At 31.3% G+C, this 16,899-nt stretch carries 12 protein-coding genes and 3 pseudogenes; 9 read left to right on the top strand and 6 right to left on the bottom strand.

What is annotated here, in order from left to right:
• Positions 1-44 precede the first annotated feature (44 nt).
• The 7 genes and pseudogenes from JJC05_RS06565 to clpX all read left to right on the top strand — a co-directional run bounded on the left by JJC05_RS06565 (position 45) and on the right by clpX (position 6,329).
• The gene (locus JJC05_RS06565) at positions 45-770 is read left to right on the top strand and encodes a pyridoxine 5'-phosphate synthase (RefSeq protein ID WP_105195785.1); all 726 of its coding nucleotides are present in this window, start codon (positions 45-47) and stop codon (positions 768-770) included.
• Between the two features lie 92 nt (positions 771-862).
• Positions 863-1,465: a GNAT family N-acetyltransferase gene (locus JJC05_RS06560; RefSeq protein ID WP_088392109.1), complete on the top strand. Its 603-nt coding sequence runs from the start codon at positions 863-865 to the stop codon at positions 1,463-1,465.
• 13 nt (positions 1,466-1,478) lie between these two features.
• Positions 1,479-2,284: pseudogene (locus JJC05_RS06555) on the top strand (alpha/beta fold hydrolase).
• A 73-nt stretch (positions 2,285-2,357) separates the two neighbouring features.
• On the top strand, positions 2,358-2,696 hold the full coding sequence (locus tag JJC05_RS06550) for a phage holin family protein (RefSeq protein ID WP_105195786.1): 339 nt from the start codon (positions 2,358-2,360) through the stop codon (positions 2,694-2,696).
• 95 nt (positions 2,697-2,791) lie between these two features.
• The gene (gene tig / locus JJC05_RS06545; protein WP_088392115.1) at positions 2,792-4,120 is read left to right on the top strand and encodes a trigger factor; all 1,329 of its coding nucleotides are present in this window, start codon (positions 2,792-2,794) and stop codon (positions 4,118-4,120) included.
• 259 nt (positions 4,121-4,379) lie between these two features.
• Positions 4,380-5,035 (top strand): annotated as a pseudogene (clpP, locus tag JJC05_RS06540) (ATP-dependent Clp endopeptidase proteolytic subunit ClpP).
• A gap of 64 nt (positions 5,036-5,099) precedes the next feature.
• Entirely contained in the window at positions 5,100-6,329 is a 1,230-nt protein-coding gene (clpX, locus tag JJC05_RS06535; protein ID WP_235878608.1) for an ATP-dependent Clp protease ATP-binding subunit ClpX, read from the top strand.
• Between the two features lie 174 nt (positions 6,330-6,503).
• Here the strand turns inward: clpX and JJC05_RS06530 are convergent, their stop codons facing one another.
• Positions 6,504-8,015 (bottom strand): GH3 auxin-responsive promoter family protein, encoded by a 1,512-nt coding sequence (locus JJC05_RS06530; RefSeq protein WP_105195788.1) that lies wholly within the window; start codon positions 8,013-8,015, stop codon positions 6,504-6,506.
• A 96-nt stretch (positions 8,016-8,111) separates the two neighbouring features.
• On the opposite strand from JJC05_RS06530, the gene JJC05_RS06525 reads away from it, so the two are divergent.
• The gene (locus tag JJC05_RS06525) at positions 8,112-8,906 is read left to right on the top strand and encodes a DUF2797 domain-containing protein (protein ID WP_127823534.1); all 795 of its coding nucleotides are present in this window, start codon (positions 8,112-8,114) and stop codon (positions 8,904-8,906) included.
• A gap of 206 nt (positions 8,907-9,112) precedes the next feature.
• Here JJC05_RS06525 and JJC05_RS06520 read toward each other — a convergent pair whose 3' ends face one another.
• The 3 genes and pseudogenes from JJC05_RS06520 to sppA form a co-directional block, all read right to left on the bottom strand.
• Positions 9,113-11,398, bottom strand: coding sequence for an AsmA family protein (locus JJC05_RS06520; RefSeq protein ID WP_309597432.1), 2,286 nt, complete (start codon positions 11,396-11,398; stop codon positions 9,113-9,115).
• Positions 11,389-11,712, bottom strand: coding sequence for an AsmA family protein (locus JJC05_RS18035; protein WP_309597431.1), 324 nt, complete (start codon positions 11,710-11,712; stop codon positions 11,389-11,391). Before JJC05_RS18035 ends, JJC05_RS06520 begins: the two co-directional genes overlap by 10 nt.
• Before the next feature lie 104 nt (positions 11,713-11,816).
• A pseudogene (gene sppA, locus JJC05_RS06515) lies at positions 11,817-13,585 on the bottom strand (signal peptide peptidase SppA).
• Positions 13,586-13,705: 120 nt separating this feature from the next.
• On the opposite strand from sppA, the gene folK reads away from it, so the two are divergent.
• Entirely contained in the window at positions 13,706-14,842 is a 1,137-nt protein-coding gene (gene folK / locus JJC05_RS06510; RefSeq protein ID WP_105195791.1) for a 2-amino-4-hydroxy-6-hydroxymethyldihydropteridine diphosphokinase, read from the top strand.
• A gap of 138 nt (positions 14,843-14,980) precedes the next feature.
• On the opposite strand, the gene JJC05_RS06505 is transcribed toward folK, so the two are convergent.
• Positions 14,981-15,511 carry an RNA methyltransferase gene (locus JJC05_RS06505; protein WP_235878606.1) on the bottom strand — a complete coding sequence of 177 codons (531 nt, stop codon included), beginning with the start codon at positions 15,509-15,511 and terminating at the stop codon, positions 14,981-14,983.
• A gap of 858 nt (positions 15,512-16,369) precedes the next feature.
• Complete coding sequence (locus JJC05_RS06500) at positions 16,370-16,888, bottom strand: DUF1573 domain-containing protein (RefSeq protein WP_088394039.1); 519 nt, start codon at positions 16,886-16,888, stop codon at positions 16,370-16,372.
• Positions 16,889-16,899: the final 11 nt, after the last annotated feature.

Here is a 16,899-nt window from a genome sequence, read left to right as displayed (position 1 = left end):
GTAAGTTTGTATTTTTGTTTCGTTTTATTAAAATATAGTTTTAAATGATTCAAAACAACTGCAAACTGAGTGTCAATATAAACAAAATAGCTACGTTGCGTAATTCTAGAGGAGGAAATACGCCCAATGTGGTAGAAGCGGCTAAACGGATTCAGGAGTTTGGTGCGCAGGGTATAACGATACATCCACGTCCAGATGAACGACATATCCGTTATCAAGATGCACGCGATTTAAAAGAAGTCGTGTATACAGAATACAATATTGAAGGAAATCCACAACATAATTTTATTGATTTAGTTTTAGAATGCAAACCTACTCAGGTAACTTTAGTGCCTGATGCAATTGGTGCTTTGACATCGAATGCTGGTTGGAACACCGTTTTGCATCAAGCTTATTTGAAAGAAGTAGTTAAAGAATTTAAACAAAATGGTATTAGAACCTCTATTTTTGTTGATCCAATATTAGAAATGATAGAAGGTGCTAAAGAAACGGGAACCGACAGAATTGAATTGTATACAGAAAACTTTGCGCATCAGTATAGTTTAGGGAATAAAGATAGTATTTTGCCCTACGTAACATCGGCCAAGTTAGCCAATGAATTAGGATTAGGGATAAATGCGGGACATGATTTAAGTTTGGATAATATTGCATTTTTTAATCAAAATATTCCGGGATTGCTAGAAGTGTCTATTGGTCACGCTTTAATTTCTGAATCATTATATTTAGGTTTAGAAAATGTGGTAAATATGTATTTAAGAAAGCTAAAATGATCAAAATAATAATAAATTTAGTGTTTTTTAGATCTTTCAAAATAAATATTTAAAATACAGATCAAGTTTGTTTTTTGCTAAATGCTGAAAAAATGAGTATAGATTTTACAAAAAAATACATCTTAGAAAATGATTTTGTGATTCTAAGACCTTTAGAAATGTTAGATAAAACGGTTCTAAAAAAATACGCTGTCAACGAACCTGAAATTTGGAAATACAATATTAATGGAGGAAATGGAGAAGAAAACTTTGAACGCTATTTTAATAATGCAATGCAACAGTTTGAAGAAAAGAAGGATTATCCATTTATTGTCTTCGATAAAAAATCCAATCAATATGCGGGAATGACAAGATTTTATGATATTTCAAATGAATTTAAGCGTTTAGATATAGGTTTTACATGGTATGGTAAAGCATTTCAAGGTACAGGGCTAAATAAAAATTGCAAGTATCTTCTTTTAGAATTAGCCTTTGACAATTTAAGAATGATTCGTGTGGGATTTGCTGCTAATAGTAAAAACGAAAGAAGTATTAATGCAATGAAAAGTATAGGGTGTAAAGAAGAAGGGGTATTGCGAAATTATAGTAAAGATGCTGATGGAAATATTATAGATGCTATTAAACTAAGCATACTAAAAGAAGAATGGGATGAGGATGTAAAATTTAATTTGAGAAAAAAAATACAAAATCTATAGAGGTGTTAAAAAAATGAAAACGATATTACATAGCAATATAATAAAACCAACTTCAAATATAAAAGGACAATTAGTAATAATTCATGGTTTTTTGGGAATGTCAGATAACTGGAAAACTTTAGCCGTTCAATATGCAGAGCAAGGTTTTGAAATACACGCTTTAGATATGCGTAATCATGGAAAAAGTTTTCATACTACCGATTGGGGCTATGATTTTATGGTGGAGGATGTTGTAAACTATTGTAGGCAAAATAATTTATCGACTATCTCAGTAATAGGGCACTCAATGGGAGGGAAGGTTGCTATGTTGTTAGCAACAGCTTATCCAGAATTAGTAGATAAGTTAATAGTTGCTGATATAGGACCTAAATACTATGCGCCACACCATCAAGTTATTTTGCAAGCTTTAAATGCTGTTGATTTTTCAGTACAACCATCTCGCGCAAATGTAGAAACAATAATTGCTCAGTATATAGCGGATCTTGGAACGAGACAGTTTTTATTGAAAAATCTATATTGGGTAGAGCCGGGCAGTTGGGTTTCCGATTTAATTTAAAAGTATTTACAGACAAACCTTCCGTAATTGGTGAAGCACTACCATTTGAAAATCATTTTGATAAAAAAACATTATTTCTGCGAGGCGATAAGTCCGATTATGTTTTGGATGCTGATTTTGAAACTATTTACCATCATTTTCCAAATGCAGAAATACAAAACATAACCAATGCAGGACATTGGCTACATGCAGAAAATCCAAAAGATTTTTTAGAAAAAACGTTGGCTGTTTTGATAGGTTCCCCCTTGGAACTAAAATACTGATTAACTTTGTAAAAAAAATAAAACTTTAATCACGAAAAATAACCCCTGAATTAATATCTTAAAATTATATAAAATGAAATTATTACAAAGATTGTTGATCTCAACGTTAATTGTTATGGTACTTTCTTATTTGATAGAAGGAGTAGTAGTTGATAAGATTACAACGGCCGTCGTTGTAGCCGTTGTATTAGGATTATTAAATACCTTTTTAAAACCTATATTGGTTTTCTTTACCTTGCCTATTACTGTTTTTACGTTAGGAATATTCTTGTTGATTATTAATGCTGTAATGGTTCTTTTGTGTAGCATATTAGTAGATGGATTAAAAGTTAAATCATTTGCTGCAGCCTTTATTTTTAGTATCTTTATGTCTGTTTCACAATGGGTTCTTTATAAGTTTATAAAAGACTAAAAATTAGTAAGTTGATTTTAATAAAATAAAATTTGTTGGGTGGTATAAATTATGTAATTTTGCCACCCAATTTTAGTACGTAAAAAACATATATAATGAATATTACAAAAACCAATATTGATGCGTTAAACGCAGTGGTAACTGTAGAAGTTGCAAAGAATGATTATGCTGAAAAGGTAGAGAAAGTTTTGCAGAACTACCGCAAAAATGCAAACATACCGGGTTTCCGTAAAGGTCAAGTACCTATGTCTTTAGTACAAAAACAATACGGTAAAGCAGTTTTAGCTGAAGAGGTAAATAAATTAATACAAGAAAGTTTAAATAAATTTTTAGTAGAAGAAAAGTTAGATATTTTAGGTAATCCACTTCCTAAGTTTACAGAAGAGTTTAACTGGGATTCAGAAGATTTTAAATTTGAATTCGAATTGGGTTTAGCACCTGAATTTGATGTAAAATTAGAAGGATCTAAAGACTTAACATACTATAATATTATAGCTGATGACAAGTTGCTAGATGAGCAAGTTGTTAGAATTCAAAAGCAATTTGGAAAAATGTCTTCTAAGGAAGTAATAGCGCAAGAAGATGACATTCGTGGTACTTTTGTAAATGAAGAAAAAAACATCAACAAAGCAGCTCAAATTACGTTAGATATTTTTGAAAATAAAGAAGTTGCTGCATCTTTCATTGGTAAAAAAGCAGGAGATGTAGTAGCAGTTCCTACAAAAGGTTTGTTTAATGATGACCATAAACTAATGGATTACTTAGGGTTAGGTCATGATGATGTTCACGGTTTAGATATTACAGTAGACTTTAAAATTGAAGAAGTTACCACAACTGAGCCAGCTGAATTAAATCAAGAATTATTTGATAAATTATTTGGAGAAGGAAATGTAACTTCAGTTGAAGATCTAAAAACAAAAATAAAAGAAGACGCAGAAAAAACTTTTGCACAACAAGCAGATCAAAAGTTTTATAATGATGCAACAGAATACTTAATCAATAATCATCAAGTTGAATTGCCAGCGGAATTCTTAAAAAGATGGATTCAAACAGTTGGAGAAACCCCTTTAACAACTGAACAAGCAGAAGTTGAGTACGCTCGTTCTGAAAACGGATTGCGTTATCAGTTAATTGAAAGTAAAATTATTACGACTAATAATTTACAAGTAACTTTTGAAGATTTAAAAGAATATGCTAGTGATATCATCAAAAAACAAATGGCACAATTCGGACAGTTAGATCCTTCACAAGAAGATGTAGATAATATAGTAAGTCGTGTAATGACCAATCAAGATGAAGTTCGTCGTTTGTCAGAACAAGTAATGAGCGAAAGATTATTAAACGTATTTAAAGAAAAATTAAACGCATCGACTAAAGAAGTAACTTATGATGAATTCATCAAAGCTATGTATGGTGAAATCTAATACGTGAAAATTTAGATGTTTTTTCTTGAAATTTGTATTTTTAAAACAATAAAAATAAAGAATTTACTTTTGTAAACTTTTTAGATTTTCTTCAAGAAAAATCATAAAAAAATACGTAAGTTTGAGCGTCAAATATTTTATTTGACGCTTTTTTATTGACAAACTGTCATTAAAAATAAAAAGGTCTAAAAATTGCAATTCGTTTAACCTGTTTAAAGAATAATAACTTTAAACATTTAAACTTTTAAACTAATAATAAATGAATTACGGTAAAGAATTTAAAAAATATGCTACGAAGCACCATGGAGTAAATAGTATGTACTATGATAAAATAGTAGGTAGTATGACGCCTTATGTAATTGAAGAACGTCAATTAAATATTTCGCAATTAGATGTTTTTTCTCGTTTAATGATGGATCGAATCATTTTTATGGGAACAGGAGTTGACGATTACATGGCCAATATTATTCAAGCACAATTGTTGTTTTTAGAAAGTGTAGATGCTTCTAAAGATATTCAAATATATATTAACTCTCCGGTGGAAGTGTATACGCAGGTTTAGGTATTTATGATACAATGCAGTTTGTAAAGCCAGATGTAGCAACTATTTGTACAGGTATGGCAGCATCTATGGGGGCAGTCCTTTTATGTGCAGGTGCAGAAGGAAAACGTTCTGCTTTACCTCATTCAAGAGTCATGATTCATCAGCCTTCTGGAGGAGCACAAGGAGTAGCAACCGATATGGAAATAAACTTAAAAGAAATGTTGAAATTGAAAGATGAATTGTATCAAATCATTTCGCATCACTCAAAACAACCTTTTGAAAAAGTATACAAAGATTCTGAACGTGACTATTGGATGAAAGCTGATGAAGCAAAAGAATACGGAATGATTGATGAAGTATTAAGAAGATAATTTTTTCGTCTAAAGTTTAAAATCAATTTTTTAACCTTAAACTTTATGACATTTGACTTAAATAATGGCAAAAGAAATTTTAGAATGTTCCTTCTGCGGAAGGAGAAAACCCGAAACCAATTTACTAATTGCAGGTATTGACGCACATATATGTGATCATTGTATAGAGCAAGCACATGGGATTGTTTTACAAGAATTAAAAACAACTGGCTTATCAAGAGAAACGGATTTAGTTTTACAAAAACCAAAAGAAATTAGAGCCTTTTTAGATAAATATGTTATAGGGCAAGAACAAACCAAAAAAGTTATTTCCGTTGCAGTATATAACCACTACAAACGTTTAATTCAGTTAGATCATGGAGATGATGTTGAAATTGAAAAATCAAACATTATTATGGTGGGACAAACAGGTACAGGAAAAACATTAGTAGCTAAAACAATTGCAAAAATGTTGGACGTACCACTTGCAATAGTAGATGCAACAGTATTAACCGAAGCCGGTTACGTAGGAGAAGATGTTGAAAGTATTTTAACCCGTTTGTTACAGGCTGCAGACTATGATGTTGCAAAAGCAGAACGCGGTATTGTATTTATAGATGAAATTGATAAAATTGCTCGTAAGAGTGATAATCCATCTATTACACGAGATGTTTCAGGAGAAGGAGTTCAGCAAGCTATGTTGAAGTTGTTAGAAGGAACCGTGGTTAATGTTCCTCCTAAAGGAGGACGTAAGCATCCTGATCAAAAATTTGTAGAAGTTAATACTAAGGATATCCTATTTATAGCGGGAGGTGCTTTTGATGGAGTAGAACGTATTATATCAAAAAGATTAAATCGTCAAGCAATGGGATTTGGTGCATCCAAAGAAACAGATAAGATAGATGAAACCAATTTATTACAATATATAATTCCAAAAGATATTAAAGATTTTGGATTAATACCCGAAATAATTGGTCGTCTACCCGTATTGACTCACATGGATCCTTTGGATAAAGCTACTTTACGTGCGATCTTAACAGAACCTAAGAATGCTCTTATTAAGCAATATACCAAGTTATTTGCTATGGATGATATAACGTTTAATATTACAGATGAAGCACTAGATTATATCGTAGATAAAGCATTAGAATACAAGTTAGGTGCACGTGGTTTACGTTCGTTATGCGAAGCCATTCTAACAGATGCTATGTATGAAATACCTAGTTCAGATGAAAAGCAATTAAACGTAGATAAAGAGTACGTAGAAATAACTCTTAATAAGAATTTACTTAAACGTTTAGAAATAGCTTCATAAAAAAATAAGCTGTCCAAAAAATAAACTTATAGCAAGAAAAGATGTAAGTTAAGTTTTTTGGACAGCCTTTATGCAACTAATAAGTCTGTTGGATTAACAACTTTTAGATAATTTTTTTAAATGACTAGCCTTGTGAATTTTTACAAAATATCCAATGTTTTAATATTCTCGGGTTTATAACGTTTGTAAAAGACTATCTATGTATTCGCGAGAGTTTGATAAACGAGGAACTTTGTTCTGACCACCTAATTTTCCTTTTTCTTTTAGCCAATCATAAAATAGATTTTCACGTGCAATGTTTATCTTTAAAGGGTTTAGAGTCATATTGTTGTAGCGTTTAGCTTCATAATCAGAGTTTAATGATTGTATAGTTTTGTCTAAAATATGACTAAACTCCTCAATACATTTAGGTTGAGTTTTAAACTCAATAATCCATTCATGAGCTCCTTTTTCTTTTCCGTTCATAAAAATAGGAGCAACGGTATAATCTTTTACTTCACAATTGGTTAGTTGACATGTTTTGGCTAGTGCTTTATCTGTATTTTCAATCATTAATTCTTCTCCAAATACATTAATGTAATGTTTGGTTCGACCTGTAATACGAACTCTATAAGGAGATAAAGAAGTAAATCGAACAGTGTCTCCTATTAAATAACGCCATAAACCTGAATTAGTAGTAATTAAAATAGCATAGTTTTTATGAAGTTCTACATCTACTAAACGAACCGTTTTTTGATTAGGAGTGCCGTATGTATCCATTGGTATAAATTCATAAAAAATACCATAATCAAGCATTAGCAATAAATCGTTAGAATGATTAAGATCCTGAATGGCAAAAAAACCTTCAGAAGCATTGTATATTTCGTAATATTTAAAATTAGATTTTGGAAGTATTTTTTTGTACTGATCGCGATAAGGGTCAAAACTTACACCTCCGTGAAAATAAACTTCTAGGTTAGGCCAAATGTCAAATAAATTTGATTTACCCGTTTCCTCCATCAGTTTGTTAAGTAAGACCATCATCCAAGATGGAACACCAGCAAAACTAGTCACGTTTTCGCTCTTAGTTTCATTAACAATTGCTAGAAGTTTCGTTTCCCATTCACTCATTAAGGAGGTTCTGTTGGATGGTGTACTACTAAATTCAGCCCAAAAAGGCATATTGTCTATAAGAATAGCTGATAAGTCTCCAAAAAAAGTGTTATTATCCTCATATAATTGTTTACTACCTCCTAAACGAAGACTTTTTCCTTTAAAAAGCTGAGAGTCCTCATTGTTATTAAGGTACATGCAAAGTAAGTCCTTGCTGCCTTTATAATGACAATTTTCAAGAGCTTCATTACTTACAGGTATAAATTTACTTTTTGCGTTCGTTGTACCACTCGATTTTGCAAACCATTTAATAGGCTGATGCCAAAAAACATTTTGTTCTCCTTTACGTGTACGTTCAATTAAGGGTTCTAAATCCTCATAACATGAAACAGGAACTCTTTCTTGAAAAGTGTGATATGTTTTTATAGATTGGAAATCATAAGTTTTACCTATTACAGTGTTTTCTGATTGACGAATCAAATTTATCAGCAGTTCTTCTTGTACTTCATTTGGATATTTTAAAAAAAGTTCTATCTGATGAATACGTTGTTTTAAAACCCAAGAGGCAATAGAATGTATAATAGATAAAGGCATTATAATCGTGAATTTTGAATTTTGAATTTTGAATTATAACTTTACGCTAAAATAGAAAAAAAAAGATTATCTAATGTCTAAAATCAAAAATCTACTATGACTTTTCAAGGTGTTCTTACTAAAATGCAAACAGAGTTTGTTCGTCCTATTGAATATTATCTAGTTCTTGAAAACTCTTTTTTAAATCTTAATCAATTATTAGGTAAATCAATGACCTTTTTACATCTTGGTTATCAGTGTTTAGAGTGTGGGAAAGAAAAAAAAGTTTTTAGACAAGGTTTTTGTTATGATTGTTTTACGGCAAGTGCTTCAGCTGGAGATTGGATTATGAAACCTGAGTTGAGTAAAGCTCATTTAGATATAGAAGATCGAGATTTAGAATATGAAAAAAAAGTACAATTACAACCTCATATAGTCTATTTGGCTTTATCTAGTGAAGTAAAAGTAGGAGTAACAAGAAAATCACAGGTTCCTACTCGATGGATAGACCAAGGAGCTATAGAAGCTGTTCCTATTGTTGAAGTTCCTAATCGCTATTTAGCAGGAGTTACGGAAGTGGCGCTGAAAAAAATATACGCAGATAAAACAAACTGGCAACGTATGTTGAAAAACGAAGTGCCTAAAGTAGATTTAATGACTGAACGTAATAATTTACAGACCATATTGCCGCAAGAAGTACAAGAATATTATAAGCCTGTTGCAGAAGAATTATATAAATTTGAGTACCCTGTTTTAGAGTATCCTAAAAAAGTGGTGAGTTTAAATTTAGAAAAAACACCCCATTATACAGGTGTTTTAAAAGGAATTAAAGGACAATATCTGTTGTTTGAAGATAATACTGTTTTTAATGTTAGAACCTACGAAGGCTATGTAGTAAAGATTGACCTGTAATATATTTTTCAATTATATAGTATAAAAAAAGAGACTGTTGGAAAGGAATAACTCTATGATTAATATTTCTCAAATTAAGAGAAGTCAGATGGTTAAATTATATGACTTCTCTCTTGGTTTGAAAATGACAATATAGAGATCTTTTCAATAGCCTCTTTCTTTTTTTTGAAAGATAAAATATTATTTTTTTCTACCAAAAAGCCCCTCTAAAACTTGGTTAGCAGTATTTTTGATAGCTTCTTTTTAGGATCTTTAGTATTTGTAGAATCTTTCCCTTTTTTGTTACCTCCTAAAATACTGCCTAAGGCATCAACACCTTGGTTTAAATATTTATCTTTTTGTGATTTAGCAATTTGTAGGGCTAAGTTAGTACTTGCTTGTTTTAAGTCTGTAGTTACTTTTGGTGATTTGAAATTACCAGTCATCAATGCGCTAATAGGAACGCTTTCAATTTTTGAAGCTTCATTAGGACTTAGTTTGGCTAATAATTTATTAACATCACCTCCTAAATATTTTGCGGGTACATCTAACTTAATATTGTAATTCATATTTTGGTCAAAACCATGTGTACCTCCTACTTCTGCTACTATATCTTGGTATTTTATTTTAAAAGGCTTTACGACTACACGTCCTTTGTCAAATGCCAAATTAGCTTTAATGTCATTTAAATTGATTTTTTTGATATCTAAGAACTTTAATTGAGAACTCAGTGCAGTTAGCATTTGTGAATTATTAGCGTTTATTGAAGTTGAAAGTAATTGGCCTAGTAGGTCTCCTGTTAGGGTCTGAATGTTTGGTGTTAATTCAATAGGATCTAAATTACCGTTTAACTTGATAGTGGAGTTCAGTTTTCCTGTTATAGCACCAGCTATAGGAGCAATTGCCTTTAGTAAATTTAATTGAGTAAAAGATTGTCCTATATCAACCTTATCTAAATTTAAATTCATATTAAAGGTTGGAGTACTGCCTTTTGTAGATACAAGTCCGTTAAAACCTATAATACCATTAAAAAGATCTGTTCTAACGTTTTGCAAGGAAATCGCTTCGTTTTTAATCATCATCTTACCTGATACATTTTTGAGTGTCAAGTTGTCATATACGACTGTGTTTGCTTTGGCACTAATTGTACAATCAAGGAAAGCAGGTATTTTAACGGCTTCTTTTTTTGTCTTTTTAGTAGAAGAACTTTCTCCGTTACTAGAAGTGTTAGAACCCGTTTTGTTTGTTGAATTTGTTGGAGCAGGAGCCATGAAATCAGCAACATATAATTGGTTTGATCCCATATTAAAATTACCTTTTAAGGTCTGTTTTCTAAATAAAAAACCATAAAAATTTTCTAATATACCGCTTACTTTTAAATCTGAATTACCTGTCTTCATGTCCAATTGATTCAGTTTAATTTGGCTATTTGTAAAGTTTACTTCAGCTAGTTTTATTTGTACAGGTTTAGCCATTTCAGGGCCTGTATAGTTAAAACCAGTTAAATGTAGAGTACCTGCATTTTTGATTTTTTCATACTCCTTTTTTTCAACAGCTTGCATATTGAAATCTGTTGTTACATTTGCTTTCAAAATTCCAGAAAGCGGTTTGTCTATTTTTATAGGATATGCTTTTGTAAAATTGCCAAGATTAATAGTTCCTTTTAAAGCCGCGTTAACCTGTGGGGTGGTTGCTACATTTTTTATAGAAGCTTTGGCATTAAAAACGTCTTGATCTATCTGAAAAGATAATTGGTCTAGATTTACATACGTATCACTTAAAGCGCCACTATCGTTAATTATTTTAGTATCAATTATGATATTTCGTACTGATTTTGGGAGTTGAGGATACTGGAATGAAGCATTGTTAGATGCTATAGCAATATTAAAAGTAGGAATTATATTTTCTTTTAATTTTCCTTTAACTTTTCCATTTATTGTAAAATCGCCAGATGTTTTTACTGTTTCTAGATTGCCTGCATATTGTGCAGGTACAAGGCCTAAGAAATTCTTGAAAGAAGAGGTGGGGGTTTTAAAAGTTAAGTCATAAAGTTGTTCTTCAGGAAGCATTTGTATAAAACCATTGAACTCAAGAGGGAGTTCATTTATTTTAGCTTTATTTTCCTTAAAGGTATACTTATTAGCAGATAAGTCTATTCCTAAAACAGCATCTAAGGTAATAACTACATTGTTCATGTAGTTCATTTTATCCATGTCAAGAGACACTTTGGCGATAGATTGTGTTTCTAAATCTAATTTTTGAGAGCCAAAATCCCCTTTTCCATTATGATGTATACTGTCTAAAACCATTTTGATTTTAGAACGCTCATCATAGAATTTAAAACGGAAGTTTTCAACAGCATAGTTTTGGATATTCATTGAAAAAGGTTCCTTTTTTTCGTTACTAGTACTAGGCTCGTTCGTTTTTTTTGCAATATCAAAATTTCCTTTACCTTCTTTATTAAAAAGGATATTTGCTAATCCATTTTTAATGCTAATGGCTTCTAGTGACATAGGTTCTTTTTGTCCTTCCAAAGTTCCGTTACAGACATTTTAAGGTTTAATTCGTCAAAGGCAACGAGGGTGTCACCTTCAAAAGGAGCATGGTTAATTATAATGAATTTTTCTAAGGAAATAGTAGCTTTAGGGAAACTTTTGAATAAACTTATATCGGCATCTGCAAAGGCAACTTTTGCATTTAGATTTTCATTAATGGTTTCTTGAATTTTGTTTTTTATTGTATCTTTAAAAAATAATGGAATGCAGGCTAAACCCCCTATTATAATAAAGAGAGAGGCTCCAATACCTATAAAAATTTTCTTTTTCATTTTGTAATCTTTTTGAAATTTTATCTTGTAAAACTTTTTAGTTTATTTACAAAAATACATAAAAAAATCCGCTTTCATGTGAAAACGGATTTTTGTATTAGAGGCTAATTTATTTTTAATTCGTAAGGAATTATCAACTGCATTCCTTTTCGATTATTCATTCGTTTTATTTGATTTATCATTTCCAATCCTTCTTCACCAATTTGTTCTTTTAATAAAACTTCGCGTGTTTTAAAGAAACTCATAAATCCATTCTTTTCTAATTCATCAATAAAGTTTTTTTCAAATTCAGGATACGATATGGTGCTATAGTCTTTTGCTTTTGAAATAGTAGCAGCGTAGGCTATCGCATCATCTAATCCACCAATTTTATCTACTAATCCAATCTTAAGAGCATCGGTACCGCTCCAAACACGACCTTGTGCTATAGCATCTACTTGAGTAAAATTCATTTTACGTCCCTTAGCTACGCGGTTTACAAACGTTTTATAAATGGTTTCTACCCCCTCTTGTGTGAAGTTTTTAAAGTCTGCATCTATTGGTTCAAAAACACTATAGCCTGATGCGTTTTTATGTGTTTCCACTGTTTCTGTATTAATGCCATAACGATTGCTGATTTCAGATAAATTAGGTAACATTCCAAAAACACCAATAGAACCTGTTATAGTGCTTGCTTCTGCAAAAATTTTATGGGCATTACAAGCTATATAATAACCTCCTGAAGCCGCCAGATTTCCCATAGATACAACGACTGGTTTTACTTTTTTGGTTAATTCGATTTCTCTCCATATCAGATCGGATGTTAAAGCACTTCCTCCGGACTATTAATGCGTAGTACAATTGCCTTTATATCTTGATCCTCCTCGAGCCTCTTTTAATGATCTTTTCATAGAACCTTCGCCCACCGTATTTAGATCACCTTCCCCTGAGCCTATTTCGCCTTGAGCATAAATAATAGCAATCTTTTCTCCTAAGGCAAATTCTTCCTTATCAGCTAGCTCTTTTGAATAATCAAGAATGTTTACAGTATTATAGTCTTCATTTTGTGCTACTTTTAATCTCTTTTTGATGTCTTGATGGTATACATCTTCATAGGCTACTATGTCTACTAGCTTACTATTTTTGGCTAATTCAGGAGTGCGTGCTAATAAATCCGTAGCGATTAGATTTAAGTCTGTAACGGAAATACTTCTTGATTTAGATATGTCTTCGACAACAGCATTCCAAATAGAATTTAAAAAAAGACTAATTTGCTCGCGATTTTCAGGACTCATACTATTTGTTAAAAAGGGCTCAACCGCACTTTTGTATTTTCCGTGTCGGATAACTTCCATTTTAATTCCTGTTTTATCTTGAAAATCTTTAAAATACATTACCTCACTTGATAACCCTTTGAACTCTAATTCTCCAACAGGATTTAAATAAACTGTGCTCGCAACAGAGTTTAGATAATATTCTTTTTGCGAATACGTATTTCCGTATGCTAAAACAAATTTTCCTGATTTTCTAAAATTTTCTAGTTCATCTCTAAGAGCTTTAGTTTGTGCAACACCCAAATGAAGTGTGTTGTTTAAAATAGAAATACCTCTTATTCTACTATCTTCCTTAGCTTCCTTAATTGCTTTTAATATGTCTATAAGACCTTCTCCTTTTCCTTTTCGTTTAGAAAAGGCATGTCCTCATAATTAAATTTTCCGGCGTAATCATCTGTTATTTTTTCTAAATTTAAGATCAAAACGGAGTTGTCTTTGATTTCAATTTTCTCTTTTCCGCCAGCTACTAAGGAACCTAGTATAATAATGCTAAAAAAGCAAATGATACAAAATATAAAAAGGCCAATTATACTTGCCAATACATTCTTTAAAAAATTCATTGTTTTGTTTTTTATAAATTAGTGTATAAAATATTAAAAAAGTTACATGCAAAAATAAGTTATTAACACACATGCAAATATACTTCTATTCTCCAAATCTTTTTAGTTACTTTGCCAAGCATGGGAATACAAAAAAAAGTAATACTATCTTTAGGAAGTAATCAAGGAGATAAACTGAGTCATATAACGACTTGTATACAACTCATTCATGATAAAATTGGATTAGTTTTACAGGTTTCTAAGTTATATGAAACACCTGCTTGGGGGTTTGAGAGTGCTGCTTTTTATAATTGTGCCGTACTTATTCATACTTCTTTTACACCAGAACAAGTCTTAAGGAAAATTGGAGGTATAGAAAAAGATATGGGGCGTCAGAGAAAAAAAGAAATAGGATACGAACCCCGTATTATTGATATAGATATTGTGGCATTTGATGATTTGATTTTAAATGCTGATAATTTGATAATTCCACATCCTCACATGCAAAACAGACGTTTTGTGTTATATCCTATGAAAGATCTTGGAGTAGAATGGGTACATCCTGTTTTGTCTAAAAGCGTAGATCGCCTGTTGTTAGATTGTCCAGATACTAGCTCTTGTGACGTAATGGCAGAATTAACAGCTCCTATTAAACAGTTTGATGTAGATAAATTAAACTATATTGCCATAGAAGGAAATATTGGAGCAGGTAAAACTACTTTAGCTTCTAAGATAGCAGCTGATTTTAATGCTAAGTTAGTTTTAGAACGTTTTGCAGATAATCCCTTTTTGCCAAAATTTTACAAAGACCAAGGGCGCTATGCCTTTCCCTTAGAAATGTCATTTCTAGCGGATCGTTATCAACAGTTAGCAGACGATTTGTCTCAGTTTGATCTTTTTGCAGATTTTGTGGTGGCTGATTATCATATTTTTAAATCCTTAATTTTTGCAAAGGTTACTTTACAAGGAGATGAGTTTCGTTTGTATAAGACTTTATTTGATATTATTTATAAAGAAATGCCTAAACCAGATCTATACGTATATCTATATCAAAATACAGATAGATTGTTGAAAAATATTAAAAAAAGAGGACGTAGTTATGAACAAGAAATACCAGCGGAATATTTAGACAAGATTAACAAAGGGTATTTAGACTATATAAAAACCCAATTAGGATTAAATGTTTTAGTAATAGACGTCTCAGATCTTGATTTTGTAAAGAGACAGGAAGATTATGTAACGATTTTGCGAAAAATACAAGAAAAATTAAATTGCTAATACGATGGCGAGCGCTGTCCGAAAAAAACAAATTAATAGTAATATTGTTAGTTTTATGCTAGAAAAAAAAGCTATTGTCAATCACTTCATTTTTTCCTTTGTCGAAATAAATATCGGATTTTTTCGGACAGTCTTTTTTTATTGGTTTAATTTGCAAAATAAATCCCAAACAACAATACCCGTGCTTACAGAGATATTTAAAGAGTGCTTTGTGCCCAATTGAGGTATTTCAATAGCTCCGTCGCAAAGTTTTACAGCATCTTGATTTACTCCAAAAACTTCATTTCCAAAAATCAAAGCATATTTTTTAGTAGGTTCAGGTTTAAATTGATCAAGGAATATAGCATTTTCAACTTGTTCAACAGCGTATACTTCTACCTCTTCCTTTTTAAGGGTTTCAATAACCTCTAATACCTCTTTGTGATATTCCCAACAAACGGTTTCGGTTGCTCCTAAAGCGGTTTTATGAATTTCTTTATTGGGAGGTGTAGCCGTAATTCCGCATAAATAAATTTTTTCAACTAAAAAAGCATCACTAGTTCTAAATACAGAGCCAATATTATGTAGGCTTCGGATGTCATCTAATATAATAATCAGAGGTGTTTTTTGAGCTTCTTTAAACTCTTCTATTGTTTTGCGATCTAATTCGCTATTTTCTATCTTTCTCATCTGGCAAATTTACATTTCTTTCAATAATAAGTACTATCATTTTTACCCCAGATTTTGCATTAAACCCAGATTTTGCATTAGACCCGAGCGTAGCGAATAGACGAAGTAAATCTATTCCACTTTATTTTTCTTCCAATTCAAGCACGTACTCAAATTTTAATCATCAAAATAGTTCATTATTTCTTCTTCTAAAATTTTCCGTGAGCACTTGAATTTATTGAAAAATTTTGTTTCACAACGAAGTCTAATGCAAAATCTGGGTTGAAAATTTGTTGTAAATAAAAAGACTTTGAGTTTAAAAAATATTTCATTTTTTGACCTGAATTGGGTTGCTTTAAAGATTAGACCTTATTATTTCAATTAAAGAGCGCTTTCAACGAAGTAAATAGGTGAATAACATCCGGATAGTGCTGATAATATAACTTTTCCTAATTATTGAAATGATCAACCGTAATATAATATTACGTCTTTTGTATGGCATATTTTTGTGAAATAATAAAGAAGGTGTTTGTGGGAAATTTTAGAATAAAATAGAATACAAAATTTTAATCTGTAAAGTTTGAGTGTCTGCTTGAATTGGAAGAAAAATAAAGTGAAATAGATTTGTTTTGCCAATTTACTTTGTTCAAACCTAATGCGGAATTTGGATTAATATTGAATAGGAAATAAATGATTATTCTAATAGGATATTAGAAAGAGTATAAAAAAGGAGGTGTTTTAAAAGGTTACAAGGATGTCATCCCGATCATAGGGAGAAATCACATGATACTGATATGTGATTTCTCCTATGGTCGAAGTGATAGATAAGATGTTGCATTTTGATTTTTCAAACACCTTCTATGAAATCTTAAATTTTGATTATTGTGCAGTTGGACCTGTTGGTTTAGCATCTAAAGGGCTAGTTGGTGCAGGTTTAGCTGTAATATTACCTGTAATGTGTAATACTTTTATAGGATTATCTTTCATATTTGTAGTAACTGTTACTGATTTGTTGATAGCGCCTACACGGTTTGTATCATATTTAACACCAATTACAGCTTTTGCCCCTGGAGCAATCGGTTCTTTAGGGAATGAAGGAACGGTACAGCCACAAGAACCTTGAGCGTTTGAAATGATCAAAGGTTCGTTACCATTATTTACAATAACGAATTCTCTTTTTCCATCTGCACCTTGTTCAATTGTACCATAGTCTATAGTCTCTTTTTCTACATACATTCCAGGACCAGCTACTTTCGTAATTTCAAATTTTGTTTCTTCAACTTTTTTAGCTACTTCCATTTTTGCTTTTGAAGCTGCTTTTTTTGCTTTTTCTTGAGCAGTAGCTGATAAATTTCCTAAAAATACGATAGTTGCTACTGTTAGTATTGCCTTTTTCATAATTGACTTGT

This window comes from Flavobacterium davisii (genome assembly GCF_019565505.1).
Lineage (GTDB): Bacteria > Bacteroidota > Bacteroidia > Flavobacteriales > Flavobacteriaceae > Flavobacterium > Flavobacterium davisii.
This window is presented reverse-complemented; position numbering and strand designations above follow the sequence as displayed.

Bases quoted from the DNA above. Each gene is read 5' to 3' on its own strand.
- JJC05_RS06565 (WP_105195785.1), top strand. From the start codon at position 45: ATGATTCAAAACAACTGCAAACTGAGTGTCAATATAAACAAAATAGCT.
- JJC05_RS06560 (WP_088392109.1), top strand. From the start codon at position 863: ATGAGTATAGATTTTACAAAAAAATACATCTTAGAAAATGATTTTGTG.
- JJC05_RS06550 (WP_105195786.1), top strand. From the start codon at position 2,358: ATGAAATTATTACAAAGATTGTTGATCTCAACGTTAATTGTTATGGTA.
- tig (WP_088392115.1), top strand. From the start codon at position 2,792: ATGAATATTACAAAAACCAATATTGATGCGTTAAACGCAGTGGTAACT.
- clpX (WP_235878608.1), top strand. From the start codon at position 5,100: ATGGCAAAAGAAATTTTAGAATGTTCCTTCTGCGGAAGGAGAAAACCC.
- JJC05_RS06530 (WP_105195788.1), bottom strand. From the start codon at position 8,015: ATGCCTTTATCTATTATACATTCTATTGCCTCTTGGGTTTTAAAACAA.
- JJC05_RS06525 (WP_127823534.1), top strand. From the start codon at position 8,112: ATGACTTTTCAAGGTGTTCTTACTAAAATGCAAACAGAGTTTGTTCGT.
- JJC05_RS06520 (WP_309597432.1), bottom strand. From the start codon at position 11,398: ATGTCACTAGAAGCCATTAGCATTAAAAATGGATTAGCAAATATCCTT.
- JJC05_RS18035 (WP_309597431.1), bottom strand. From the start codon at position 11,712: ATGAAAAAGAAAATTTTTATAGGTATTGGAGCCTCTCTCTTTATTATA.
- folK (WP_105195791.1), top strand. From the start codon at position 13,706: ATGGGAATACAAAAAAAAGTAATACTATCTTTAGGAAGTAATCAAGGA.
- JJC05_RS06505 (WP_235878606.1), bottom strand. From the start codon at position 15,511: ATGAGAAAGATAGAAAATAGCGAATTAGATCGCAAAACAATAGAAGAG.
- JJC05_RS06500 (WP_088394039.1), bottom strand. From the start codon at position 16,888: ATGAAAAAGGCAATACTAACAGTAGCAACTATCGTATTTTTAGGAAAT.